The sequence below is a fragment of the Enterobacter cloacae complex sp. ECL411 genome (assembly GCF_021869665.1).
In the GTDB taxonomy this organism is placed as follows: domain Bacteria; phylum Pseudomonadota; class Gammaproteobacteria; order Enterobacterales; family Enterobacteriaceae; genus Enterobacter; species Enterobacter intestinihominis.
Genome location: NZ_CP091486.1, coordinates 848,541 through 873,778, shown reverse-complemented (window position 1 = coordinate 873,778; position 25,238 = coordinate 848,541). Strand labels below are relative to the sequence as shown.

The window sequence follows — 25,238 nt, the reverse complement described above, 5'->3', positions numbered from 1 at the left end:
GCAAAAGGCTGTTACGAGGTGGTGGCACCCCGTTATCAAGGCGCTGATATTGCTTAAATGAGTATGGTATAGTCACCTTGCTAAACCGAGTTTAACTTCGTAGGCTTAATGATATCTCACAGTAAGTCAGTACGCTGGCAGGAGGTGATGTGAATAATTATTGTGAGTTGATTCGCAGACGGTATGCGGAAATTGCCAGCGGAGATCTGGGGTACATCCCGGATGCGTTGGGCTGTGTATTGAACGTGCTGAATGAAGTGGCCTCTGATGAGAGCCTTTCTGAATCGGTCAGGGAAAAAGCAGCGTATGCTGCGGCGAATTTACTGGTGAGCGATTATGTCGATGAATGATATCTATCAACCCATCAATTGTGATGACTATGACAACCTCGAACTCGCCTGCCAGCATCATTTAATACTGACGCTGGAGCTAAAAGATGGCGAAGTGCTAAAGGCAAAGGCCAGCGATCTGGTTTCCCGTAAAAATGTGGAATACCTGGTTGTGGAAGATGCAGGTGCAACGCGTGAGTTACGCCTCGACAAAATTGCCAGTTTCAGCCATCCGGAAATCGGCACCGTCGTGGTGAGCGAATCCTGATAACCAACGGGCAGCCAGGCTGCCCGTTACGCTTTCCATTGAAAATTGACACCCGCTTCAGCCCACCCTTCCTGGGTAATAAACACACCTGCCGCCGCGATGAGCGTGTCGCCGTAAAACAGAAGCGGCGTGGTATCACGTCGCCAGGGCGGAACGTTCTGTTCCTGCCAGATTTTCTTCAGTTTACGCCCGCCGTTACGCCCAACGATATGCAGCATGCCGCTGGCCCTGAAGCGTATGGTGACGTTCTCGTCCGGCTCAGGTAGACGCACATTGCCCGAATGGCTTAACGCAACGACACCGGCATTCAACGGTAGCGTTAATGCTTTTTCCGGCGACGGCCAGTCAAGCACAACGTCAGCCAGCGACGGCACAGATTTCACCCACCAGAGTTGCTCTTTATAGCGCCTGACGTCATAACCATTCAGGTGTATACACGGTGCGGCATCTTCCCGCGCCTGTGCAACTTCTTCCCAGATACGGTTGAGCATCGCCCGGGACGGCATAACCGCACGGTGGGAAGCCAGCCAGCGACGAATCAGAGCAGCCCGACGCACGGGGCTCATCACTTTCAACGGCGCAATGTTAAGGGCACCGTCAGCGGTAGTCAGCGTATTCAGCTCCCCGCTCAGCAACTCATCCAGCAAGCTTTCCTGTTCAGCACAAAGCATGGCACTTCTGGCCACCGCTTCGGAAAAATGGGCCCAGCGCTCACTCAGCAGCGGTAAGACGCGCAGGCGCAGGAAGTTACGGTCGTAACTGTCGTCCTGATTGCTTTCGTCTTCAATCCAGCGCAGATGATGTTGCTGCGCCCAGGCTTCCAGTGATGCGCGCGTCTCACCCAGTAGCGGGCGGATGAGCTCTGTTTCAGCAAAACCAGCACGCTCAGGCATGGCGGATAAACCCGCAGGCCCGCTGCCCCGCTTGAGCGCCAGTAAAAACGTCTCGCACTGGTCGTCCAGATGCTGCGCGGTGACCAACGCTTCTCCAGGCTGTAACGCGCCGGAAAACGCGGCGTAGCGGGCTTTGCGCGCCTGCGCCTCAATACCCAGCCCTTCATCCTCAAGCGTGACGCGTTCAACGATTAGCGGGATCGTCCACCCTGAGCACACCGCTTCGCAGTGCGCCACCCAGTCGTCGGCATGGGGGCTTAAGCCGTGATGGATATGCATCGCCCGCAGCTGGACGTCAGGCTCACGGTCGCGCCAGAGCTTAAGACGGTGCAGCAAAACGGTGGAATCCAGGCCACCGCTGAACCCCACCAGCAGCTGGCGGTAGGGTGAAACGGCGTGCGCGATAGCGGGTAAGGTCATAGGAAATTACACATAAAAAATGCCCGAACTGAACGGGCATTATCACACATGACGGCGATTACTGCTGATAAAGCTCCAGCGGCAGCCCGTCCGGATCGTTGAAAAAAGTGAAACGTTTATCGGTGAAGGGATCGATGCGAATTGCTTCACAGGCCACGCCGTGGGCTTCCAGATGCTTTACCGCGCTGTCCAGGTTATCGACGCTGAAGGCCAGGTGGCGCAGGCCGCAGGCTTCCGGGCGCGAAGGACGCGCTGGCGGGAAAGGAAAAGAGAACAGTTCAATCACATATTGTCCGTTTAACGCCAGATCGCCTTTCCAGGAATCGCGCTCCTCGCGGTAGGCCTCGCTCAACAGCGTAAAGCCGAGAATGTCGCAGTAAAAGGCCTTACTTTTCGCGTAATCGGTGGCAATGATCGCAATATGATGAACAGCTTTTAAACCCAGCATAGTTTCTCCTTTTTATGATGTCCTGAACGTTACAACCGACAACCCGCCCCTGGCAAGCGGCCCCTTTTATTTTAGGACTCTCACCCAGTACACGCCGTTATCATCGCGTTTCGCACCGTGAATATCCGTCTCAAAGCCCGGATAGTGGCGCCCTATCGAACAGAGCATCAGCAGAAAATCGAGCACCGCCCGGCTCTCCTCGGTGATCATCTCGCCCGGCATCAGCAGCGGTACGCCCGGCGGATAAGGCAGGATCATGTTGGCTGATACCCGCCCGACCAGGTTCTCCAGTTCAATGGTTTCAACCTCCCCTTTCACCTGGCGTTGCCACGCCCTGTGCGGCGTGAGCTTCATTTCAGGCAGAACATCAAATGCCTGCAGCATCAGGCGCGGCAGATCGTGCTGGCGGATCAGCCTGTGGATCCCCTGGGCCAGATCCTGAATACGCATATTGCGGTAGAAGTCAGGATCTTCCGCGTAGAGATCCGGCAGCATATTCTTCACCCGCAGGTTAAGATCGTATGCGCGCTTAAACTCCATGAGTCCGCGCAGCAGCCCCATCGCGCGGGTTTTATCGATCCCGATACTGAACAGGAACAGCAAATTATAGGGGCCGGTTTTCTCCACCACCACGCCGCGCTCATCAAGGAACTTCGCCACCAGCGCAGCCGGGATCCCTTCCTCACCCATCACACCCTGCTCATCCATGCCCGGCGTCAGGATCGTCACCTTAACCGGATCGAGGAACATGTGGTCTGCATCAGCATCCCGAAAACCGTGCCAGCTCTCCCCCGGCGCGACGGGCCAGCATTCTGCTTCATCAATCTCTTCCGGCTGCCAGATATCAAAGAACCAGCCGTCCGCTTCATCTTTAAGACGCTGAACTTCTTTGCGGAAATGCAGCGCCCGCTCCACCGATCGGTTGATCAGGCGTTTACCCGGATTACCGCGCAGCATCGCCGCCGCCGTTTCGATGGACGCCACCAGCGGGTAGCTCGGCGACGTGGTCGTGTGCATCATAAAGGCTTCGTTGAAGGTGTCCTCGTCGTATTCGCCCTTGATGTGAATGAGAGACGCCTGGGAAAACGCGGCCAGCATTTTGTGCGTCGACTGCGTCTCGAAGAACACCTTGCCCGGCACCCGCTCGCCGCTCATCCCACTTTTACCCGAGTAAATCGGGTGGAAATTGGTGTAAGGCACCCACGCGGAGTCAAAGTGAATCGACGGCACGTCCAGTGTCTGCTTGATCCAGTTCGTGTTGTAAAGCAGCCCGTCATAGGTGGAGTTGGTGATCACCGCATGCACAGGCCAGCTTGCCTCGGGGATCGCCGCGATCTTATTTTCAATGGCTTCATGCGCGAACTCACGGCGAGGAATGCCGCCGAGGATCCCCAGCGCATTACGCGTGGGAGACAGCCAGAGCGGCACGACGTCACTCATCATCAGCAAATGCGCCAGTGATTTATGGCAGTTTCGGTCAATCAGCAACGTGCTACCGGCAGGCGCGGCATACATCCCGACGATCTTGTTCGACGTCGAGGTTCCGTTGGTCACCATGTAGCTCTGCTCGGCACCAAAGGTCCGGGCAATGTACTCTTCGGCTTCCAGATGCGGGCCGGTATGATCCAGCAGCGAGCCCAGCTCGGTCACTGAAATCGACACGTCCGCCTTCAGCGTATTGCCGCCAAAGAAATCGTAGAACAGGCACCCTACCGGGCTTTTTTGATAGGCCGTTCCCGCCATGTGGCCTGGCGTACAGAAGGTGTACTTCCCTTCATTCACATAGGTGAACAGCGCACGCGTAAACGGCGGGGTGATGTTATCCAGATATTCACCGGTGTACTGCTGAATGCGGGTCGCAATGTCCTCAGCCACGCCGAGCGCGTATTCGAAGAACCACAGCGCCATACGCATATCATGGGCGCTGACGTCCATGGTCGAGTGAGTGTTGATAAAGGCGTACAGCGGAAGATATTCGTTGAGCTTATTGATCTCGCTGCACAACTCCATGTCGTATTCGTCCCAGTCGAATATCACGCCACAGATGCGCGGATTGTGTTCGATGAATTTCAGCAGGTCGGCGCTGTTTTGCGGCCAGATTAGCTGATATCCGCGTGCTTTAAGGGCTTGCTCCAGCTCCTTGATGGGTTCGTCTTTATAAAAGACGCCGTGTGGCCCCATGATGGCAATGATGTTCATGGTTTACCTCCTTGAAAAACATCAGATAAGCATAGTTAAGGTAAACGGCAGGTATAAAAAAAGCCGCAACAATGTGCGGCTTTTAGGATAATTGTGAGGCTTACGCGTAACCGTAGGTCATCAGGCGCTGATAACGACGGTTGAGCAGATCTTCTGTGCTCAGCACGTCCAGATCAGCCAGGTCTGCCAGCAGCTGCGCTTTCAGGGAAGCAGCCATCACTTCCGGCTTACGGTGCGCGCCACCCAGCGGTTCAGGGATAACGGTGTCGATCAGCTTCAGCTCTTTCAGACGTGGGGCAATGATGCCCATCGCTTCCGCAGCCAGCGGCGCTTTATCGGCACTTTTCCACAGAATGGAGGCACAGCCTTCCGGAGAGATAACGGAATAAGTGCTGTACTGCAGCATATTCACTTTATCGCCCACGCCAATTGCCAGCGCACCGCCGGAACCACCTTCACCGATAACGGTACAGATGACCGGCACTTTCAGGCGAGACATCTCACGCAGGTTGCGTGCGATGGCTTCAGACTGACCGCGCTCTTCTGCGCCAACACCCGGGTAAGCACCCGGTGTGTCGATGAAGGTGATGATTGGCATATTGAAACGCTCAGCCATCTCCATCAGACGCAGGGCCTTACGGTAGCCTTCTGGTGCTGGCATACCGAAGTTACGACGGATCTTCTCTTTGGTTTCACGGCCTTTCTGGTGACCAATGATCATCACCGGACGTCCATCCAGACGCGCGATACCGCCGACGATAGCTTTATCGTCAGCGTATGCGCGGTCGCCTGCCAGTTCGTCAAATTCGTCAAACGCCAGGCGGACATAATCCAGGGTGTACGGACGCTGTGGATGACGCGCCAGCTGGGCGATCTGCCATGCGCCGAGATCGGCAAAGATTTTGCGCGTCAGTTCTACGCTTTTTTCACGCAGACGATGCACTTCTTCGTCGATGTTAATATCCAGTTTTTCATCCTGACGGCTTACGGCTGTCAGAGAATCGATTTTCGCTTCCAGCTCTGCAATCGGCTGTTCGAAATCAAGGAAATTCAGACTCATAGTATTCCTGTATTAGTCAAACTCCAGTTCCACCTGCTCCGAACCAATGAGGCCACGGAGATCGTTCAGTAAACGATCGCTCGGAGAGACACGCCACGTTGCACCAAAGCGCAACCGCGCACGTGCATCCGCCCTCTGATAGTAGAGATGTACTGGAATGGTCCCCGAGCGGTGGGGTTCCAGAGACTGACGGAGTCGGTTTAAAAGCTGGTCATCAATTTGCCTGTCCGTCAGCGAGATAGCAAGCCCGCGAGCATATTTTTCCCGGGCTTCGTCAATGTCCATCACTTCGCGGGCGGTCATTTTAAGCCCCCCGCTGAAGTCATCAAAGCTGACCTGTCCGCTGACGATAAGTATGCGGTCTTTTTCCAGCAATTGCTGGTATTTATCCAGCGCGTCGGTGAACAACATCACCTCCAGACGCCCGGAACGGTCATCCAGGGTACAGATGCCGATACGATTGCCGCGCTTGGTGACCATTACCCTTGCAGCAATCACGAGCCCCGCAGCCGTGGTGATTTTACCACGTTCTGTCGGATGCATGTCTTTAAGCCTGTGGCCGCCGACATAGCGCTCAATTTCTTTCAGATACTGGTTGATCGGGTGTCCCGTCAGGTACAGGCCTAACGTCTCACGCTCCCCATCCAGCACCACCTGTTCTGGCCAGGGCTGGCAGTTGGAATAGGACTGCTCGATCTGCTCTGGCTCTTCCGCCAGCACACCGAACATATCCGCCTGACCAATGGCTTCCGCTTTAGCATGCTGATCGGCCGCTTTCAGCGCATCGCCGAGCGAGTTCATCAGCGCGGCGCGGTGTGGCCCCAGCCGGTCAAACGCACCGGACATGATCAGTTTTTCCAGCACGCGCCGGTTCAGTTTTTTGGTATCGGTGCGGGCGCACAGGTCGAACAGCTCGCGGAAATAGCCGCCGTTGTTACGCGCTTCGATGATCGCCTCGATCGGCCCCTCACCCACGCCCTTGATCGCGCCGATCCCATAGACGATTTCCCCGTCATCGTTGACGTGGAAATGGTACAGGCCCGAGTTAATATCCGGCGGCAGGATCTTCAGCCCCATGCGCCAGCACTCGTCCACCAGGCCAACCACCTTTTCGGTGTTGTCCATATCGGCGGTCATTACCGCCGCCATAAACTCAGCGGGATAGTGGGCCTTGAGCCACAGCGTTTGATACGACACCAAAGCATAAGCGGCGGAGTGGGATTTGTTAAATCCGTACCCGGCGAATTTCTCCACCAGGTCGAAGATTTTCATCGCCAGTTCGCCATCGACGCCGTTTTTCTTCGCCCCATCTTCAAAGATAGAACGCTGCTTGGCCATCTCTTCCGGCTTTTTCTTACCCATCGCACGACGCAACATATCTGCGCCGCCAAGGGTGTAACCAGAAAGCACCTGGGCGATCTGCATGACCTGTTCCTGATACAGGATGATGCCGTAGGTTGGCTCCAGTACCGGCTTCAGGCTTTCATGCTGCCACTGCACATCCGGATAGGAAATCTCTTCGCGCCCGTGCTTACGGTCGATAAAGTTATCTACCATCCCCGACTGCAACGGGCCCGGACGGAACAGGGCCACCAGCGCGATCATATCTTCGAAGCAGTCTGGTTGCAGACGCTTAATCAAATCTTTCATGCCGCGGGATTCAAGCTGGAAGACGGCTGTCGTCTCGGAGCGTTGCAGCATGTCGAAACTTTTCTTGTCATCAAGCGGGATAGCCGCGATATCCAGCGGCGGCTCGCCGTTCTTCTCACGGCGGGCGTTGATCATCTCCAGCGCCCAGTTGATGATGGTCAGCGTACGCAAACCAAGGAAGTCGAACTTCACAAGCCCGGCGTATTCAACGTCGTTCTTGTCGAACTGGGTGACCGGATGCTGGCCCGCTTCATCGCAGTACAGCGGCGCGAAGTCGGTGATTTTGGTCGGGGCAATAACCACGCCCCCCGCATGCTTACCGGCGTTACGCGTGACGCCCTCCAGCTTGCGCGCCATGTCGATCAGCGCTTTCACCTCTTCGTCGGCTTCGTAGATTTCCGGCAGCTGAGGTTCAGCTTCAAAGGCTTTCGCCAGGGTCATGCCCGGATCGGGCGGCACCAGCTTAGAGATTCGATCGACAAAACCGTAGGGGTGGCCCAGAACGCGGCCCACATCGCGGATAACCGCTTTCGCCGCCATCGTACCGAAGGTAATGATCTGTGAAACCGCATCACGACCGTACATATCGGCCACGTGCTCAATCACCTGGTCGCGTTTTTCCATGCAGAAGTCGACGTCAAAGTCGGGCATGGAGACACGTTCCGGGTTGAGGAAACGTTCGAACAGCAGGTCGAATTCCAGCGGATCGAGGTCGGTGATTTTCAGCGCATACGCCACCAGCGAGCCGGCACCTGAACCACGGCCCGGGCCAACCGGTACGCCGTTATCCTTCGACCACTGGATGAACTCCATTACGATCAGGAAGTAGCCAGGGAACCCCATCTGGTTGATCACCTGGAGTTCAATATCCAGACGCTCGTCATATTCAGGACGCTTCTCTTTACGGACCGCTTCATCCGGGAAGAGGAATTCCAGACGCTCTTCAAGGCCCTCTTTCGATTTCATGACCAGGAAATCTTCCGTGGTCATGTCGCCCGTCGGGAACTGCGGCAGGAAATATTCGCCGAGACGCACGGTGACGTTGCAGCGCTTGGCAATCTCTACGCTGTTTTCCAGCGCTTCCGGGATGTCGGAGAAGAGCTCACACATTTCCTCTTCGCTGCGCATGTACTGCTGCGATGAGTAGTTGCGTGGACGTTTCGGATCGTCGAGGGTGAAGCCGTCGTGGATAGCGACGCGAATTTCATGTGCGTCAAAATCGCCCGGCTCAAGGAAGCGCACATCGTTGGTGGCTACCACAGGCAGGCCACGCGCTTCCGCCAGGGCGACGGCCGCATGCAGATAGCTCTCTTCATCCGCACGCCCGGTACGGATTAGCTCCAGGTAATAGCGATCCGGGAAATGCTCTTCGTAGAACGAGACGCACTGATCCACCAGCGCGTTGTTCCCGCGCAGCAGACATTTGCCGACATCCCCCATACGACCACCGGAGATCAGCAGCAGACCTTCGTTCAGCTCCGCCAGCCAGTCGCGGTCAATCCATGGACCCAGCGCGCCGTAGCCGCGCTGGTAGGCTTTTGAGATCAGCAGAGTGAGGTTCTGATAGCCCGTGTTATTCATGGCTAACACGGAAATTTGCGTCATCTCATCGCCGAGCAGGTCGCTCTGCACGTGGAAATCCGCGCCGACGATGGGCTTTAATCCTGCGCCATGCGCCGTTCCGTAGAACTTCACCAGGCCACACAGGTTGGTAAAATCGGTGATCGCCAGCGCAGGCATGCCAAGCGAGGCCGCCTTCTTTACCAGCGGCCCGGTCTTTGCCAGCCCATCGATCATGGAGTAGTCGCTATGCACCCGCAGGTGTACGAAACGTGGTTCAGCCATCTTCAGATCCCGCGTTACTTAATTGCTTGCGTCTTGATTCAGGACACCAGTCCCAGCGCGCGTTTCACCGGGCCAAAGCTGCGCCGATGATGTTCAGTTGCGCCATGTTCAGCCAGCTTTTCCAGATGGAAAGCCGTTGGATATCCCTTGTGCTGGGCGAAACCATACGCGGGATAAGTGAGGTCCAGCGCGGCCATTTCGGCATCGCGCGTCACTTTGGCAATGATTGACGCCGCACTGATTTCTGCGACGCGGCTATCGCCTTTAACAACAGCCATGGAAGGCATCGGCAGCGCCGGGCAACGGTTACCGTCGATCAGCACATACTCAGGCACAATCTTCAGGCCAGCAACGGCACGCTGCATCGCCAGCATGGTGGCGTGCAGAATGTTCAGATCGTCGATCTCATCCGGCTCTGCGCGCCCGAGACTCCAGGCCAGCGCCTTCTCTTTAATTTCATCGAACAGCGCCAGGCGGCGCTTTTCGCTCAGTTTTTTCGAGTCGTTCAGGCCAGGGATCGGGCGGGCTGGATCGAGGATCACCGCCGCGGTCACAACGGCACCCACTAACGGACCACGACCGACTTCATCCACACCGGCAACGAGGTGGGTATGGGGATAAATAAATTCCATCATTGTGCTAACTCCAGCACCGCATCGGCCGCCTGCTCATCAGCATTACAGCAGATCATTTGATGCAGTTCACGGAAAGTATCATGCATCTGGTGGCTGGTTTTACCGTTGGCCAGCAGCGGCAGTAATGCATCAGCCAGTGCCTGCGGCTGGCATTCATCCTGCAAGAGTTCTTTCACCAGCTCGCGACCTGCAAGCAGGTTTGGCAGGGATACGTAGTCTGTTTTTACCAGACGTTTTGCCAGCCAGAAGGTAAACGGTTTCATGCGATAACCGACCACCATTGGGCATTTTGCCAGCATACACTCCAGCGCAGCCGTGCCGGAAGCCAGCAGTGCGGCATCGCTCGCAAACATGGCTTGCCGTCCTTTCCCGTCCAGCAGGCGGACGTGAAGATCCGGGGCAACCTCGGCTTTGATACGCTCAAACTGCTCGCGGCGTTTGGCATTCACCAGCGGCACGACCACTTCAAGGTCTGGGTACGTCTTGCGGAGAATTTGCGCCGTTTTCAGAAAATCGGCACTGAGCATTTCAACTTCCGCACCCCGGCTCCCTGGCAGCAGCGCCAGACAGTGCACATCATGCGGGATGCCCAGTTCGTCACGCGCCGCATTTTTATCAGGGTCCAGCGGCATGGCATCCGCCATGGTATGACCGATAAAACGGCACGGGACATTAAACCTGTCGTAAAACGCTTTTTCGAAAGGCAGAAAAGCCAGCACCAGATTGGTGGACCGTCCGATTTTGAAAACGCGTTTCTGTCGCCACGCCCACACGGACGGGCTGACGTAATGGATAGTTTTGATCCCCTGCTTTTTCAGGTTCCCTTCAAGGGTAATATTGAAATCAGGTGCATCAATGCCGACAAAGACATCGGGCTTGAGGTCGGTAAAGCGGCGGGTAAGATCGGCGCGAATATGCAGCAGGCGACGCAGGCGGCCCAGCACCTCGACGATGCCCATCACAGCCAGCTCTTCCATTTCATACCAGGCTTCACAGCCTTCGGCCTGCATCAGCGGCCCAGCCACGCCCACAAAGCGGGCATTGGGTACACGGGCTTTAAGCGCGCGGATAAGACCTGCACCAAGAATATCGCCGGAGGTTTCTCCGGCGACCAGGGCGATAGTAAGCGGACGACTGTCGACCATTAACGAATCAGACCACGGGTTGAACGTTCAAAGAATTCCATGAACGTTTTCACTTCAGGATGCTTATTCGCCAGCTCGGCAATTTCCGGCTTCGCCTCTTCCAGCGTTTTACCGCTACGGTACAGCAATTTGTACGCGTTGCGGATCGCGGTAATCGCTTCGCGGCTAAAGCCACGACGCTTAAGGCCTTCAATGTTCACGCCAAACGGCGTGGCATGGTTGCCCTGCGCAATCACAAACGGTGGGACGTCCTGCGCCACACCGGAGCACCCGCCGACCATCACGTGTGCACCGATGATGCAGAACTGATGGACTGCGGTCATGCCGCCAATAATTGCGAAATCATCGACCGATACGTGCCCCGCCAGCGTTGCGTTGTTGGCGAGAATACAGCGGCTACCCACGGTACAGTCGTGCGCAATATGCGCATTAACCATAAACAGGTTGTCGCTGCCCACCTTCGTCAATCCACCGCCTTGCGTTGTACCACGATGAATGGTGACGCTTTCGCGAATGCGGTTACGATCGCCGATTTCCACGCGGGTCGGTTCGCCAGCATACTTAAGATCCTGGTTAACTTCGCCGATGGAGGCGAACTGATAGATCTCATTGTTGCAGCCAATGGTGGTATGACCATTCACGACAACGTGAGATTTCAGTACTGTACCCTCACCAATTTCGACATGGGGTCCAACAATACAAAACGGGCCAATGTGGACGTTTGCGCCAATGATGGCACCCGTTTCCACAATGGCGGTAGGATGAATAAAGGCGGATTTATCAATCACGTATCAGGCCTCCCGGCTACGCGCACACATCATTGTCGCTTCGCAAACAACTTTGCCGTCAACCATAGCTACGCCTTTGAAGCGAGTCAGGCCGCGACGCGTTTTTTCAAAAGTGACTTCCATGATCATTTGATCACCAGGCACGACCGGACGCTTGAAGCGCGCTTCATCGATACCCGCGAAGTAATAGAGTTCACCCGGCTCCAGTTTACCTACGCTTTTAAACGCCAGAATACCGGTAGCCTGTGCCATCGCTTCCAGGATCAACACACCCGGGAAGATAGGTTTACCAGGGAAGTGCCCCTGGAAGAATGGCTCGTTAACGGAGACATTTTTCACTGCGCGCAGAAAACGACCTTCTTCAAAATCCAGCACACGGTCTACCAGTAAAAACGGGTAGCGGTGCGGCAGAAGTTCTAAAATCTCTTCAATATGCAGAGTATGAGTGTCAGTAGTCAAAATACTCTTCCTGTCAAATGTACTAAGTAGCAATAATAACACGGCCTGCCGGTTTATAAACAAAGCCGACAGGCCGGGAAATTTAGCGTTAAACGGATGAACGCTTAGTCTTGTTGATCGATTTTGCGCTCAATCGCTTTGAGTCGCTTGCTCATATCATCAATATTCATCACCAGTGCAGCTGTTTTACGCCATACCTTGTTCGGTTGCAGCGGGATACCGGAGGAATAAACGCCGGGCTCAGTGATGGGACGCATCACCATACCCATCCCCGTCACCGTGACTTTGTCGCATATTTCCATATGGCCATTGATCACGCTGGCACCGCCTATCATGCAGTAACGGCCTATTTTCAGGCTGCCTGCCATGATAACACCACCCGCAACTGCGGTATTGTCGCCAATCACAACGTTATGTGCAATCTGGCACTGGTTGTCTATGATAACACCGTTACCAATAATGGTGTCGTCAAGTGCACCACGGTCAATGGTTGTGCAAGCGCCGATCTCAACGCGATCGCCGATAATCACGCGACCCAGCTGCGGGATCTTAACCCAGTTACCCCGATCGTTGGCGTAACCGAATCCGTCAGAACCAATCACCGTGCTGGACTGTACGAGGCAATTCTCGCCAATCTCAACCTCATGGTAGACAGAAACATTGGCCCACAGACGAGTCCCTGCGCCAATTTTCGTATTTTTTCCAACAAAGCAGCCTGGCCCAATCACCACGTTATCACCCAGCACAACGCCGGATTCGATAACGGCGTTTGCGCCGACTGCCACGTTGTTACCCAGCTGAGCCGTTGAATCAATCGCAGCGCTGGCTGCAATGTTCTGCGCCGGCTGCGGCGTGGTATCAAGAATTTGGGCCATGCGTGCATAGGTCAGGTAGGGATTTTTCACTACCAGTGCAGCGTTAGTGGCAAACGGAAGATCGTCCTGCGTCAGAACAACGGCAGACGCCTGGCACTGAGCCAGGTGTTCACGGTACTTAGGGCTTACCATGAAGGTAATAGTGCCTGCTTTAGCAGATTGCATGGACGCAACAGCGGTGATGACGATATCGCCATCACCGTGTAATTCTGCATCCAACTGCTGAGCTAAATCAGCCAGTCGAATTGAAGGCATTACTTATTTAACCTGTTTCAGAACATCAGCGGTGATGTCTTTAACATCGCTGCTGTTGAATGCAACGGCGTTCGCATCAACAACCAGATCGATGCTCTGATCGGCTGCTACTGCTTTAACGGCAGACTGAATACGCGTCACCAGCTTGCCACGCTCTTCGTTAGAACGACGCTGACGATCCTGCTCGAAAGCCTGCGCTTTCTGAGAGAAGGTCTGGCGCTGAGACATGACGTCTTTTTCCAGTTTGCTGCGCTCGCTCGCTTTCATGGTAGAACCATCACGCTGTAAACGCTGCATCTTGGACTGAAGATCACCTTCCATACGTTGCAGTTCGCTCGCACGGCCTTTGAATTCGTTTTCCAGCGTTGCAGAAACGCCCGTTTTCTGTGCAACCTGCTGGAACAAATTACCCATGTTGACGATTGCAATTTTGTCCGCTGCCTGAGCAGAAGTTGCCATCGCTAAACCGAGACCTGCAGCTAATAACCACTTTTTCACAATTAACTCCTTACCATCCCATTGGCACCCGAGGGGTGCCGTTCTTTGCGTGGCAAGGCGACCGTTTTACCGATCGCCGGTTGTCAGCGCTACACTGCCAACGCATTCCATTGCAGCGGATTATTACCAGGTTTTACCAATGTTAAACTGGAACTGCTCCGCTTTGTCTCCATCGTATTTCTTGAACGGCTGGGCGTAGGAGAAGACCAACGGCCCCAGCGGTGACATCCATTGTAATGCGATACCTGCGGACATGCGAATGTTGCCCGGATCGCTGTAGTCCGGAACGCCCGCTGCACGCATCTGGGCGGTATTCTCCCAGTTGGTATCCCACACCGTACCTGCATCCATAAAGAAGGAGGTACGGACAGAGTTCGCGTACTTATCACTGATAAACGGCGTCGGCGTGATGAACTCGAGGCTCGCCACGGCCATGGCGTTACCGCCTACCGCATCATCAGAGCTACAGACTTGTTTTGAATCGCGGCTTGCGCAGTTATCTTCGTCATTACCGCCGTAGTAAACCGCTTTCGGACCAATGTTATTGGACTGGAAGCCACGAACGGTGCTTGAACCACCGGCGTAGAAGTTCTCATAGAACGGCAGCTCTTTGCTTCCGATACCGTCACCATAGCCCCAGCGGGTACGACCCAGTACGACCCACTTGTGGTCGTCATCAATTGGGAAGTAGGACGCCGTATCCAGAGTGACCTTGTAGAACTCGTTATCCGAGCCCGGGATCGTCACCTTACCGTTCAGGTTAACGCGTGAACCTTCCGTCGGGAAGTAGCCACGGTCAAGACGGTTGTAGGTCCAACCGTAGTTGAAGGTGAAGTCATCCGCGGCGAAACCGTTGTCATCGCTGGACGTACTTGCAGACTGACCGATGGAGTCCAGGTAACGCCACATCGCCACCTGCGGTTGCATGTTAGACAGGTCGTTATGCACGTACCCTAAACCTGCACGCAGGGTGTTGTATTCGTTAACCGGGAAGCCGAGCGTACCATCCAGACCGTAACTCTTGTTGGTATACGAGGAGAGGTCCGCGTCGTCCGCTTTAAAGTCGTTATAGAAGATACGACCACCCAGGCTTACACCGTCCACGGTGAAGTATGGGTTGGTAACGGAGAACTCAGAGTAGGTCTGGTAGTCGTTTTTCGTCCCGTTGATACCGACAGAGTAACCCGTACCCAGCCAGTTATCCTGCTGAACGCCGACCTGGAAGCTCACGCCACTTTCAGTACCGTAACCAATACCGAAGTTGAAACTACCGGTATTACGTTCTTTAACTTTATAAACAACATCCACCTGATCCGGACGACCTGGTACACGCTGAGTATCGGTATCGACCGTTTCGAAGTAGCCCAGACGGTTCAGACGCTCTTTACCCTGGTCGACCAGATCGCTTCCCAGCCATGCCCCTTCCATCTGGCGCATTTCACGGCGCAGAACGGAGTCTTTAGAGGTATCGTTACCTTCGAAGCGGATTTTACGCACGTAGAAACGGTTGCCCGCATCAACGTTAACGTGAAGCTTAACAGTCTTATCCGCGTCGTTAATTTCCGGCTGCGTTTGCACACGCGGATACGCATAACCATAACGGCCGAGCAGCTTCTTAATGCTGTCTTCCATTTTGGTGACTTTAGATCCGCTATACAGATCGCCCGGCTGAATTTTGGTCAGAGATTCAATTTCAGCAGAATGTCCTGCCAGGTTGCCGCTGACTTCAACACCTGAAAGCGTGTATTTATCGCCTTCTGTGATGTTAACGGTAATGTAGATACCTTTCTTGTCCGGAGTCAGACTCACCTGAGTTGAATCGATGTTGAAACGGGCGTAACCGCGATCCAGATAGTAGCTGCGCAGGGTTTCAAGGTCACCCGCCAGTTTCTGTTTCTGGTATTTACGATCGCCTACCACGTTCCACCACGGCACTTCGTCACGCAGTTGGAAGTTGGAGATCAATTCGTCGGTGCTGAACGCGTGGTTACCCACAATGTTGATCTGCTGGATCTTCGCAGAAACACCTTCCTGGAAGACCAGTTTCAGGTCAACACGGTTACGTGGCAGCGGTGTAACAACCGCTTTAACGCTCGCGCTGTATTTACCGACGCTGTAATAGAAATCTTCCAGACCTTTTTCAATGTCTGCAAGGGTTGTGCGGTCCAGAGATTCCCCCACACGAACACCCGATGCCTCAAGGTTCTGCTTAAGCATGTCATCTTTCACCGACTTGTTGCCGGAGAAAGTGATGCTGGCAATCGTTGGACGTTCTTTTACCTGAACCACCAGCGTATCACCATCGCGCAGGACGCGGACGTCCTCAAAGTTGCCAGTGGCAAACAGAGCACGGATGGTGTTACTGATATCTTCATCATTAACCGTATCGCCGGGGCGCACAGGCATACTGAGGAGGGCCGCACCAACGGCGACACGCTGAAGGCCTTCGAAATGAATATCTTTCACTACGAACCCGTCAGCACCGTATACGGTCGCGCTGCTAAACAGCAGCGACGCTATGAGCAACTTTTTCATCGCCATCGTTATTATGCGTTCTTCCTAACTAACTCTCTTACAACCGAGAGAAATCATTGAAAAGTGCAAGCCCCATTAACAGCACCAGCAAAATCGAGCCAATGCGATAACTAAAGTCTTGAACTCGCTCGGATACCGGTCCGCCTTTTAGCTTTTCAATCGCTAAAAACAGCAGATGGCCCCCATCTAATACGGGAAGCGGGAACAGGTTGATTATCCCCAGGTTCACGCTAATCAGCGCAAGGAACATGAGATAGTAAATCACCCCGAACTCCGCTGACATCCCAGCCCCCTGAGCAATCGAAATTGGCCCACTGAGGTTGTTCAGTTTCACATCACCGGTTATCAATTTCCCCAACATGTTGACCGTAAGCTTCATCAGCTGCCATGTTTTATCCGTGGCCTCAACGATGGCGCTAAACGGCCCATACTGGCGTATTGTCTTGTACTCATCTGGCAGTGGGATCACTTTCGGCACAACGCCGGCAAACCCTTCCGCCTTACCGCCGCCCGATTTGGTATCCGGGGTGAGGGTCAGTGAGAGCGAACTCCCCTGCCTTTCCACTTCCAGCGCGAGCGGCTTGCCTGGATTATCGCGCACCAGAGTAACAAAGGTCATCCATTGTGTTAATGGCTGACCATCGACTTTAACGATCCTGTCACCCGCTTGTAAACCTGCTTTACTCGCTGCCGAATTAGACTGCACTTCGGCTAACACCGGCTCGATCTGCGCGCTGCGCGGGCGAATCCCCAGTGTAGCGACTGGATCCTCTTTGTCTGGCTCAAAGCGCCAGTGGCGTAAATCCAGCACTTTTTCCTGCCGCTGGTCGGAACCAAAAGGCGATACGCTGACGGTTGTCTGCTCATCACCGATTTTCGCAACCAGTTGTAACCTCACGGCATCCCAATCAGGGGTTTCGATACCATCAATCGCTTTAAGTTCCATTCCCGGTGTAATTTGCGCCGTTGCTGCAATGGAACCCGTGGTGATTTCACCCACAACCGGGCGTACGCCAGGCACGCCGATAATAAACACCAGCCAGTAGGCGAAGATAGCGAAGATGAAATTGGCTACCGGTCCGGCAGCGATGATGGCAGCACGTTGGCCAACAGTTTTATTGTTGAACGCGCTATGTCGAAGTTCCGGGGCGACAGGCTCAACGCGTTCGTCGAGCATTTTGACATAGCCGCCCAGGGGGATCAGAGCAATGACAAACTCGGTGCCATGCTTATCGGTGCGCTTCCAGAGCGATTTGCCAAAGCCAATCGAGAATCGCTCTACCCGCACACCACAGCGCCGGGCAACCCAGAAATGGCCAAATTCATGCACGGTAATCAGTACACCCAATGCAACAATGAACGCCGCCAGATTCCAGAGAATGCTCAGCATAAAACCTTCCGTTATATCGTCCCAAACACCAGTAAAAGCAGGCAAGCAAATACGGGAACAGCCGCGGTAAGGCTGTCAATGCGATCCAGTATTCCGCCATGTCCTGGAATCAGGTGACCACTGTCCTTAATCCCTGCTTCACGCTTAAACATGCTCTCGGTTAAATCACCCAGTACCGATGCCAGCGCCGCGAAAATCGAACATATCAGCAGCGTGGAGGGGGCAACCTCAAGATTCGCCCAGACGCCATAGCCCCAGGAGATAATCGCTGCCGTAAACAGGCCGCCGATGAAACCTTGCCAGGTTTTGCCCGGAGAAACCTTTGGCGCCAGTTTATGTTTGCCAAACAGTTTACCAAACATATAGGCTCCGGAGTCAGCCCCCCAGACGAGAATCATCACATAAAGCAGCCATATTGCGCCGCTGTAGTGGTTTTCGTCATAGTGCCAGGCGCGCAGCGCAACCATACCCCAGAAGAACGGAACAATCGTGAGCAGACCAAAAATAAGGCGCAACACTTTAGAGTTACGCCAGATCGCCGCAGAGCCCGGGTAGAAAAGCACTAAAACAAGCGCAGCAATCCACCAGGCCAGCGATATCCATAAGGATCCGGCAACCAGCGGCTGGTGAACATCGTGATGATATTCAGGCAAGGTATACAGCATCAGGGCCAGTAAAAAACCACAGAGTACCGCCAGCCATACCCGCTGAGTGCGCGAGGTAAAGCCGCTAAGCTGCCCCCATTCCCACGCGGCGAGCATACACACCACCAACGTAACAATAGCGAATCCCACCGGAGGCAGTAAAAACAGCGCTGCGATAACGACGGGTATTAATACAAAAGCGGAAATCAGGCGATACTTCAGCAAAAGCTACCCCCATCAGGCGTTATCGCCACCAGGCTCGGTGCCGCCGAAACGACGCTCTCGATTGGCAAAGGCATGCAGCGCACCTTCAAAGTCTTGTTCATCAAAATCTGGCCAAAGAACATCCGTAAAGTAAAGTTCAGCGTAGGCAATTTGCCACAGCAAAAAGTTACTTATGCGATGCTCCCCCCCTGTCCTTATAACCAAATCCACGGGAGCCAGTTCATTCATGCAGATTTGCTGACTCAGCGCCTCTTCATCAATCTGGTCGGGTCTTAACAGCCCTTCCTGAACCTGCTCAGCCAAATGCCGAACCCCCTGGATAATATCCCAGCGTCCGCCGTAATTCGCCGCGATATTGAGCGTCAGGCCGGTATTATTTTCCGTCAGCGCTTCAGCTTTGCGAATCCGTTCCTGCAAACGTGAGTTAAAACGACTGGTTTCGCCAATAATACGCAAGCGGACGTTGTGGCGGTGCAGGCTTTTTACTTCACTATCGAGCGCCCACACGAACAGTTCCATCAACGCAGTCACTTCTTGCGCAGGTCGATTCCAGTTTTCACTGCTAAAAGCATAGAGCGTTAACGCATCAATGCCGTTATTGGCGGCAAAAGAAACGGCGCGGCGAACAGATTTCGCCCCGGCTTTATGCCCAAAGGCTCGTATCTTCCCTTGTCTTTTCGCCCAGCGGCCATTGCCATCCATGATGATTGCAACATGGCGACAGCCATGTGCTGGCAAGTTTTCGCTTATTGGTTGATTCGCAGACAACATAACGCGTTTTTAGTCCCTGAAAGGATTTAACGGTACACAGGAATACTGAAGCCTATACATAAAAAAGCCGTGTCATACCACGGCTTACCTGACCACTTAAAGCCAAATACCTGCGATCAGGTGGCGCAGACTATATCACTGAAGCCCAACGCTAACAAATAGCACGACGACTAGTGCTTGCTTTATCACCAGCTTGCGAGACGTGTCACCTGTTTACGCGCAACAATACGTGCCTGTTCATCCACGGCCAGCACCTCTTCCACACTCTGCGGCTCACGCAAATCCATCATCTCCAGCACGGATAAATTCAACGCGGCGATATCAGTAAAGCGGATCTGCTGATTCAGGAATGCTTCAACGGTCACTTCATTGGCTGCATTAAGCGCCGTTGTCGCCGCCTGCCCCTGATCGAAGGCCGTCATCGCCAGTTTCAGGCAGGGATAACGGTCGTAATCAGGCTCGCTAAACGTCAGTGAACTCAGCTTGCAAAAATCGAGAGGCTTAACGCCCGATTTTACGCGGTTTGGCCACGCCATCGTATGAGCAATAGGCGTACGCATATCCGGCTCGCCCAACTGGGCCAGCACGCTGCCGTCCTGATAGCGCACCATCGAGTGAATCACCGACTGCGGGTGGATCAGCACTTCCATCTGTTTCGCCGACGCATTGAACAGCCAGCGAGCTTCAATGTATTCCAGACCTTTGTTCATCATGGTGGCCGAATCGACGGAGATCTTACGCCCCATTGACCAATTCGGATGACGACACGCCTGATCCGGCGTCATTGCGCTCAATTCAGACAGTGGCGTTTCACGGAACGGGCCACCAGACCCGGTAAGCAGAATCGACACAACGCCATTCTGCTCCAGGTCAGCGTACCCCAGGTTTTGTTGAAAAGGTTGGGGTAAACTCTGAAAAATCGCGTTGTGCTCGCTATCGACCGGCAAAAGACGCGCCCCACGCTGTTTTACCGCCTCCATAAAAAGGCGTCCGCAGGTGACCAGCGACTCTTTATTTGCAAGCAGAACATCTTTTCCCGCATCAATAGCGGCAAGCGTCGGCAGAAGACCCGCCGCCCCGACGATTGCCGCCATTACCTGATCAACTTCATCAAGCGAGGCCATATCGCAAGCCGCCTGTTGCCCGCTGAGCACTTCGGTACGACAGCCCTTCTCCTGCAACAGCGCTTTCACCTGGCGGGCGCTCTCTTCATCATCCATCACCGCAAAACGAGGGGTAAACTCCATGCACTGTTCGACCATTCGCTGCACGTTTTTTCCGGCCACAAGTGCGGTCACGGTGTAGCTGTCGGGATTATGACGTACGACGTCGAGAGTGCTGCAACCGATAGAGCCGGTCGAGCCGAGGAGAGTGAGATGCTTCATGAGATGCCCAAAAGTTAGACCAGATAAAAGCAAAACGCCGCCAGCAAGACTCAATGTCCTTCTGAACGGCGTTTATCAGTGTATAGCGAAAATCAGAACTGCATCAGTTCCGCTTCTTTTTCTGCCAGCGCCGCATCAATTTTCTTGATCGCCGCGTCGGTCATTTTCTGAATGTCGTCCTGAGAACGACGATCGTCGTCTTCGCTGATCTCTTTTTCTTTCAGCAGGGCTTTCACTTTATCGTTCGCATCGCGACGCACGTTACGCACGGAAACGCGACCCTGCTCTGCTTCACCGCGAACGACTTTGATCAGGTCTTTACGACGCTCTTCCGTCAGCGGAGGCAGTGGAACGCGAATATCCGCGCCCGCTGAGCTTGGGTTCAGGCCCAGGTCTGATGCCATGATCGCTTTTTCAACGGCCGGGCTCATTGAGCGATCGAACACGTTGATTTTCAGGGTACGGGTATCTTCTACCGTCACGCTCGCCAGCTGACGCAGTGGCGTAGGCGTACCGTAGTATTCTACGATGATGCCATCCAGCAGGCTTGGGGAAGCACGGCCAGTACGGATTTTGCTGATTTGGTTTTTGAACGCTTCTACGCATTTGTCCATGCGTACTTCAGCATCTTTTCTGATGTCGTTAATCACGATACGAATCCTTGAAAACTTGTCTCAGGCAGACTATCCGCCAGCACAGCGCTACAGGTGTGCTAAGTATAGTCGCGTTTAATTCATGACAGCGCCAAAGGCGCGTCCAGGTAAGATACCACTACAAAGTAAAGCGGAATCTTACCTGTATTTATCGCCGACGGAAATTATTCCGTGATCAAAGTGCCTTCTTTTTCGCCCATCACGACGCGACGCAGCGCGCCAGGCTTGTTCATGTTGAAAACACGGATCGGCAGTTTATGGTCGCGAGCAAGCGTGAAGGCGGCAAGATCCATCACTTTCAGCTCTTTATCCAGCACTTCGCTGTAGCTCAGCTGATCGTACATGGTCGCGGAAGGATCTTTTGCCGGGTCGGCAGTAAACACGCCATCTACTTTGGTCGCTTTCAGCACCACATCGGCTTCGATTTCGATACCGCGCAGGCAGGCTGCGGAATCGGTGGTAAAGAACGGGTTACCCGTACCGGCGGAGAGGATCACCACGCGGTTGTTGCGCAGCAGGCTGATAGCCTCTGCCCAGCTGTAGTTATCGCATACGCCATTCAAAGGAATAGCGGACATCAGGCGAGCGTTCACATAGGCGCGATGAAGCGCATCACGCATCGCCAGGCCATTCATCACGGTTGCCAGCATCCCCATGTGGTCGCCCACTACGCGGTTCATCCCCGCTTTCGCCAGACCAGCACCACGGAAAAGGTTGCCACCGCCAATGACCACGCCAACCTGAATACCCAGTTCGACCAGTTCTTTGATTTCCTGTGCCATGCGATCAAGGATGCTTGCGTCAATACCGAAGCCTTCCGATCCTTGCAGCGCTTCGCCACTCAGCTTAAGCAGAATGCGTTTGTACACGGGTTTTGCATTGGTAGCCATGTTTCTTTCCTGAGACTGTCAACGATTAAGATGGGGTTAATTCTGGCGACATGATATGTCGCAAATCAGCACAGCGATACTGGAGCCTGTCTGATTTCGTGAGACGGGTGACAAAAAGAAGCCGCCCTCAGGCGGCTCCTTTTCAATCATTAAGACTGCTTGGACATGGCAGCAACTTCTGCTGCGAAGTCAGTCTCAACTTTCTCGATGCCTTCGCCCACTTCGAAGCGGATGAAGCCAGTCACGTCAGCGTTGTGCTCTTTCAGCAGCTGAGCAACAGACTTGCTTGGATCCATTACGAAAGGCTGGCCAGTCAGAGAAACTTCGCCGGTGAATTTCTTCATGCGGCCTTCAACCATTTTCTCTGCGATTTCTTTTGGCTTACCAGACTGCATCGCGATGTCCAGCTGAACCTGGTACTCTTTCTCTACCACTTCAGCAGACACGTCTTCTGGCTTAACGAATTCTGGTTTGCTTGCAGCGATGTGCATTGCCAGCTGTTTAACCAGCTCTTCGTCAGCGCCTTTAGCCGCAACCAGAACACCGATACGCGCGCCGTGCTGGTAAGAGCCCAGAACATCGCCTTCCAGGGAAGATACGCGACGGATGTTGATGTTCTCACCGATTTTAGCAACCAGCGCAACACGCTCTTCTTCGAACTGTGCTTTCAGCACTTCAACGTCAGTGATTTTGCCTGCAACCGCTGCGTCCAGAACTTTGTTAGCAAATGCCTGGAAACCAGCATCTTTAGCAACGAAGTCAGTCTGGCAGTTAACTTCCAGAATGATGCCGTAGTTGCCGTCGATTTTGGTGATGATCACGCCGTCAGCAGCAACGTTGCCTGCTTTCTTAGCTGCTTTGATCGCACCGGATTTACGCATGTTTTCGATTGCCAGCTCGATGTCGCCGTTCGCTTCGGTCAGCGCTTTTTTGCAATCCATCATGCCTGCGCCAGTACGCTCACGCAGCTCTTTTACCAGGGATGCGGTAATTTCAGCCATTCTTAAATCCTCGGGAGATGTGAACTGCCCGGCCGGGAGCCAAACAGTATAAATTGAAAAAAGGGGCCGATAATGGGCCCCTATTCATACACGGTACTAATAAGGGGTAAAACCTTATTATTCAGCTTCTACGAAGCTTTCTTCCGCCTGAGAAGCCAGATCCTGGGAACGGCCTTCACGAACGGTAGCAGCTACAGCGCTCAGGTACAGGCTAACAGCACGGATTGCGTCGTCGTTACCCGGGATAACGAAGTCAACACCGTCCGGATCGGAGTTGGTATCAACGATAGCGAATACCGGGATACCCAGGTTGTTAGCTTCTTTGATTGCGATGTGCTCGTGGTCTGCATCGATTACGAACAGCGCGTCTGGCAGGCCGCCCATATCTTTGATACCGCCCAGGCTGTTTTCCAGCTTGTCCAGTTCACGAGTGCGCATCAGCGCTTCTTTCTTAGTCAGCTTATCGAAAGTACCGTCCTGAGACTGGGTTTCCAGATCTTTCAGGCGCTTGATGGACTGACGAACAGTTTTCCAGTTGGTCAGCATGCCGCCCAACCAGCGATGGTTCACGAAGAACTGGTCGCAGCTGTTAGCAGCATCTTTCACAGCTTCGCTTGCAGCGCGCTTAGTACCAACGAACAGAATCTTACCTTTACGGGAAGAGATCTTGCTCAGCTCAGCCAGGGCTTCGTTGAACATTGGTACAGTCTTCTCAAGGTTGATGATGTGAACTTTGTTACGTGCGCCGAAGATGAAAGGCTTCATTTTCGGGTTCCAGTAACGGGTCTGGTGACCGAAGTGAACACCAGCCTTGAGCATGTCGCGCATGGAAACAGTTGCCATGTTTAAAACCTCTATATTGAAAGTTGGGGTTATGCCTCCACGTATCCCATATTACCGACCCCGAAGGGCACCCCGGAATATGTGCCGATACGTGTGTGTTGTTACACAAAGTGAGATTTGTCGCTCCCGTCCAGCCTGTGTATCTGAGATGGATCGGAAGTCCGGCGCGCTTTATATCACAAAACACGGCCAGAAACCAATAATTGTTGGCGGAGTGTGCTGTTAATGATTCTCAATTTGGCACGGGGTGCGCCTGACTGATACCATTGACAACACTTACACTAGTATTGTCGAAAAAATCGACACCGATGGACAGATTACATGGCTATCTCTATTAAGACACCTGAAGAAATTGAAAAGATGCGCGTCGCCGGTCGTCTGGCCGCTGACGTGCTTGAAATGATCGAACCGTTTGTGAAACCGGGCGTCAGCACCGGCGAACTGGATCGCATCTGTAACGACTATATCGTCAACGAGCAGCACGCGGTCTCCGCCTGCCTTGGCTATCACGGTTTTCCAAAATCCGTCTGCATCTCTATTAATGAAGTGGTTTGCCACGGCATTCCGGATGACGAGAAGCTGCTGAAAGATGGCGACATCGTCAACATCGACGTGACCGTCATTAAAGACGACTACCACGGTGACACCTCTAAGATGTTCATCGTTGGCAAGCCAACGATTCTGGGCGAGCGCCTGTGTAAAGTCACCCAGGACAGCCTCTACCTGGCGCTGAAAATGGTGAAGCCAGGCATCCGCCTGCGCACCATCGGCGCCGCAATCCAGAAGTTTGTGGAAGCGGAAGGTTTCTCCGTGGTGCGTGAATATTGCGGTCACGGTATTGGTCGTGTGTTCCATGAAGAACCGCAAGTTCTGCACTATGATGCAGACGACGGTGGCGTAGTGCTGCAAAAGGGCATGACCTTCACTATTGAGCCAATGGTCAACGCGGGCGATTACCGCATCCGTACCATGAAAGATGGCTGGACGGTAAAAACCAAAGACAGAAGCTTGTCTGCCCAGTACGAGCATACTATTGTGGTTACAGACAACGGCTGCGAAATTATGACGTTGCGCAAGGATGACACCATCCCGGCGATACTGACGAACATTGAGTGATAAGAAGCCGGCGAATGC

Annotated in this window: 23 protein-coding genes; 3 read left to right on the top strand and 20 right to left on the bottom strand. The window is 53.9% G+C overall.

From position 1 onward, the window contains the following. The first annotated feature begins 149 nt into the window (after positions 1-149). Together L3069_RS04120 and rof are read left to right on the top strand one after the other, a co-directional pair. Entirely contained in the window at positions 150-350 is a 201-nt protein-coding gene (locus tag L3069_RS04120; protein ID WP_003856146.1) for a YaeP family protein, read from the top strand. Continuing rightward, positions 337-597, top strand: coding sequence for a Rho-binding antiterminator (rof, locus tag L3069_RS04115; RefSeq protein ID WP_023305471.1), 261 nt, complete (start codon positions 337-339; stop codon positions 595-597). The genes L3069_RS04120 and rof overlap by 14 nt, the downstream gene beginning before the upstream one ends. 26 nt (positions 598-623) lie before the next feature. Here the strand turns inward: rof and tilS are convergent, their stop codons facing one another. The 20 genes from tilS to rpsB form a co-directional block, all read right to left on the bottom strand. Continuing rightward, a complete protein-coding gene (gene tilS / locus L3069_RS04110; RefSeq protein ID WP_038415380.1) occupies positions 624-1,910 on the bottom strand; it encodes a tRNA lysidine(34) synthetase TilS in 1,287 nt (428 codons plus the stop codon). A 58-nt stretch (positions 1,911-1,968) separates the two neighbouring features. After that, positions 1,969-2,358: a VOC family protein gene (locus L3069_RS04105; protein ID WP_022647115.1), complete on the bottom strand. Its 390-nt coding sequence runs from the start codon at positions 2,356-2,358 to the stop codon at positions 1,969-1,971. Positions 2,359-2,424: 66 nt separating this feature from the next. Beyond that, positions 2,425-4,557 (bottom strand): lysine decarboxylase LdcC, encoded by a 2,133-nt coding sequence (locus L3069_RS04100; protein WP_022647114.1) that lies wholly within the window; start codon positions 4,555-4,557, stop codon positions 2,425-2,427. 100 nt (positions 4,558-4,657) lie between these two features. After that, positions 4,658-5,617, bottom strand: a complete 960-nt coding sequence (gene accA / locus L3069_RS04095) for an acetyl-CoA carboxylase carboxyl transferase subunit alpha (RefSeq protein ID WP_003856154.1) — start codon at positions 5,615-5,617, stop codon at positions 4,658-4,660. A 12-nt stretch (positions 5,618-5,629) separates the two neighbouring features. Further along, positions 5,630-9,112, bottom strand: coding sequence for a DNA polymerase III subunit alpha (gene dnaE / locus L3069_RS04090; RefSeq protein WP_022647113.1), 3,483 nt, complete (start codon positions 9,110-9,112; stop codon positions 5,630-5,632). Between the two features lie 38 nt (positions 9,113-9,150). Then, positions 9,151-9,747 (bottom strand): ribonuclease HII, encoded by a 597-nt coding sequence (rnhB, locus tag L3069_RS04085; protein WP_022647112.1) that lies wholly within the window; start codon positions 9,745-9,747, stop codon positions 9,151-9,153. Further along, on the bottom strand, positions 9,744-10,892 hold the full coding sequence (gene lpxB / locus L3069_RS04080; protein ID WP_038415379.1) for a lipid-A-disaccharide synthase: 1,149 nt from the start codon (positions 10,890-10,892) through the stop codon (positions 9,744-9,746). The genes rnhB and lpxB overlap by 4 nt, the downstream gene beginning before the upstream one ends. Next, complete coding sequence (gene lpxA / locus L3069_RS04075; RefSeq protein ID WP_003856164.1) at positions 10,892-11,680, bottom strand: acyl-ACP--UDP-N-acetylglucosamine O-acyltransferase; 789 nt, start codon at positions 11,678-11,680, stop codon at positions 10,892-10,894. The genes lpxB and lpxA overlap by 1 nt, the downstream gene beginning before the upstream one ends. Positions 11,681-11,683: 3 nt before the next feature. After that, positions 11,684-12,139: a 3-hydroxyacyl-ACP dehydratase FabZ gene (gene fabZ, locus L3069_RS04070; RefSeq protein ID WP_003856165.1), complete on the bottom strand. Its 456-nt coding sequence runs from the start codon at positions 12,137-12,139 to the stop codon at positions 11,684-11,686. Positions 12,140-12,243: 104 nt separating this feature from the next. Continuing rightward, a complete protein-coding gene (gene lpxD / locus L3069_RS04065; RefSeq protein ID WP_038415377.1) occupies positions 12,244-13,269 on the bottom strand; it encodes a UDP-3-O-(3-hydroxymyristoyl)glucosamine N-acyltransferase in 1,026 nt (341 codons plus the stop codon). A 3-nt stretch (positions 13,270-13,272) separates the two neighbouring features. Further along, on the bottom strand, positions 13,273-13,767 hold the full coding sequence (gene skp, locus L3069_RS04060) for a molecular chaperone Skp (protein WP_006810039.1): 495 nt from the start codon (positions 13,765-13,767) through the stop codon (positions 13,273-13,275). A gap of 123 nt (positions 13,768-13,890) precedes the next feature. Then, positions 13,891-16,308 carry an outer membrane protein assembly factor BamA gene (gene bamA / locus L3069_RS04055; RefSeq protein ID WP_022647109.1) on the bottom strand — a complete coding sequence of 806 codons (2,418 nt, stop codon included), beginning with the start codon at positions 16,306-16,308 and terminating at the stop codon, positions 13,891-13,893. A 31-nt stretch (positions 16,309-16,339) separates the two neighbouring features. Beyond that, on the bottom strand, positions 16,340-17,692 hold the full coding sequence (gene rseP / locus L3069_RS04050; RefSeq protein WP_022647108.1) for a sigma E protease regulator RseP: 1,353 nt from the start codon (positions 17,690-17,692) through the stop codon (positions 16,340-16,342). An 11-nt stretch (positions 17,693-17,703) separates the two neighbouring features. Continuing rightward, the gene (gene cdsA, locus L3069_RS04045; RefSeq protein ID WP_023299368.1) at positions 17,704-18,561 is read right to left on the bottom strand and encodes a phosphatidate cytidylyltransferase; all 858 of its coding nucleotides are present in this window, start codon (positions 18,559-18,561) and stop codon (positions 17,704-17,706) included. Positions 18,562-18,573: 12 nt separating this feature from the next. Continuing rightward, entirely contained in the window at positions 18,574-19,332 is a 759-nt protein-coding gene (ispU, locus tag L3069_RS04040; RefSeq protein WP_003856176.1) for a (2E,6E)-farnesyl-diphosphate-specific ditrans,polycis-undecaprenyl-diphosphate synthase, read from the bottom strand. A 185-nt stretch (positions 19,333-19,517) separates the two neighbouring features. Next, positions 19,518-20,717, bottom strand: coding sequence for a 1-deoxy-D-xylulose-5-phosphate reductoisomerase (gene ispC / locus L3069_RS04035; protein WP_023299367.1), 1,200 nt, complete (start codon positions 20,715-20,717; stop codon positions 19,518-19,520). 92 nt (positions 20,718-20,809) lie between these two features. Continuing rightward, positions 20,810-21,367, bottom strand: coding sequence for a ribosome recycling factor (frr, locus tag L3069_RS04030; protein WP_003856180.1), 558 nt, complete (start codon positions 21,365-21,367; stop codon positions 20,810-20,812). Between the two features lie 167 nt (positions 21,368-21,534). Then, a complete protein-coding gene (gene pyrH, locus L3069_RS04025) occupies positions 21,535-22,260 on the bottom strand; it encodes a UMP kinase (RefSeq protein ID WP_008501910.1) in 726 nt (241 codons plus the stop codon). 149 nt (positions 22,261-22,409) lie between these two features. Then, positions 22,410-23,261 (bottom strand): translation elongation factor Ts, encoded by an 852-nt coding sequence (gene tsf, locus L3069_RS04020; protein WP_015572722.1) that lies wholly within the window; start codon positions 23,259-23,261, stop codon positions 22,410-22,412. Between the two features lie 117 nt (positions 23,262-23,378). Further along, the gene (rpsB, locus tag L3069_RS04015) at positions 23,379-24,104 is read right to left on the bottom strand and encodes a 30S ribosomal protein S2 (RefSeq protein WP_022647105.1); all 726 of its coding nucleotides are present in this window, start codon (positions 24,102-24,104) and stop codon (positions 23,379-23,381) included. 321 nt (positions 24,105-24,425) lie between these two features. Between rpsB and map the strand changes: the two genes are divergently transcribed. Further along, positions 24,426-25,220 (top strand): type I methionyl aminopeptidase, encoded by a 795-nt coding sequence (map, locus tag L3069_RS04010; RefSeq protein WP_022647104.1) that lies wholly within the window; start codon positions 24,426-24,428, stop codon positions 25,218-25,220. Positions 25,221-25,238 lie beyond the last annotated feature (18 nt).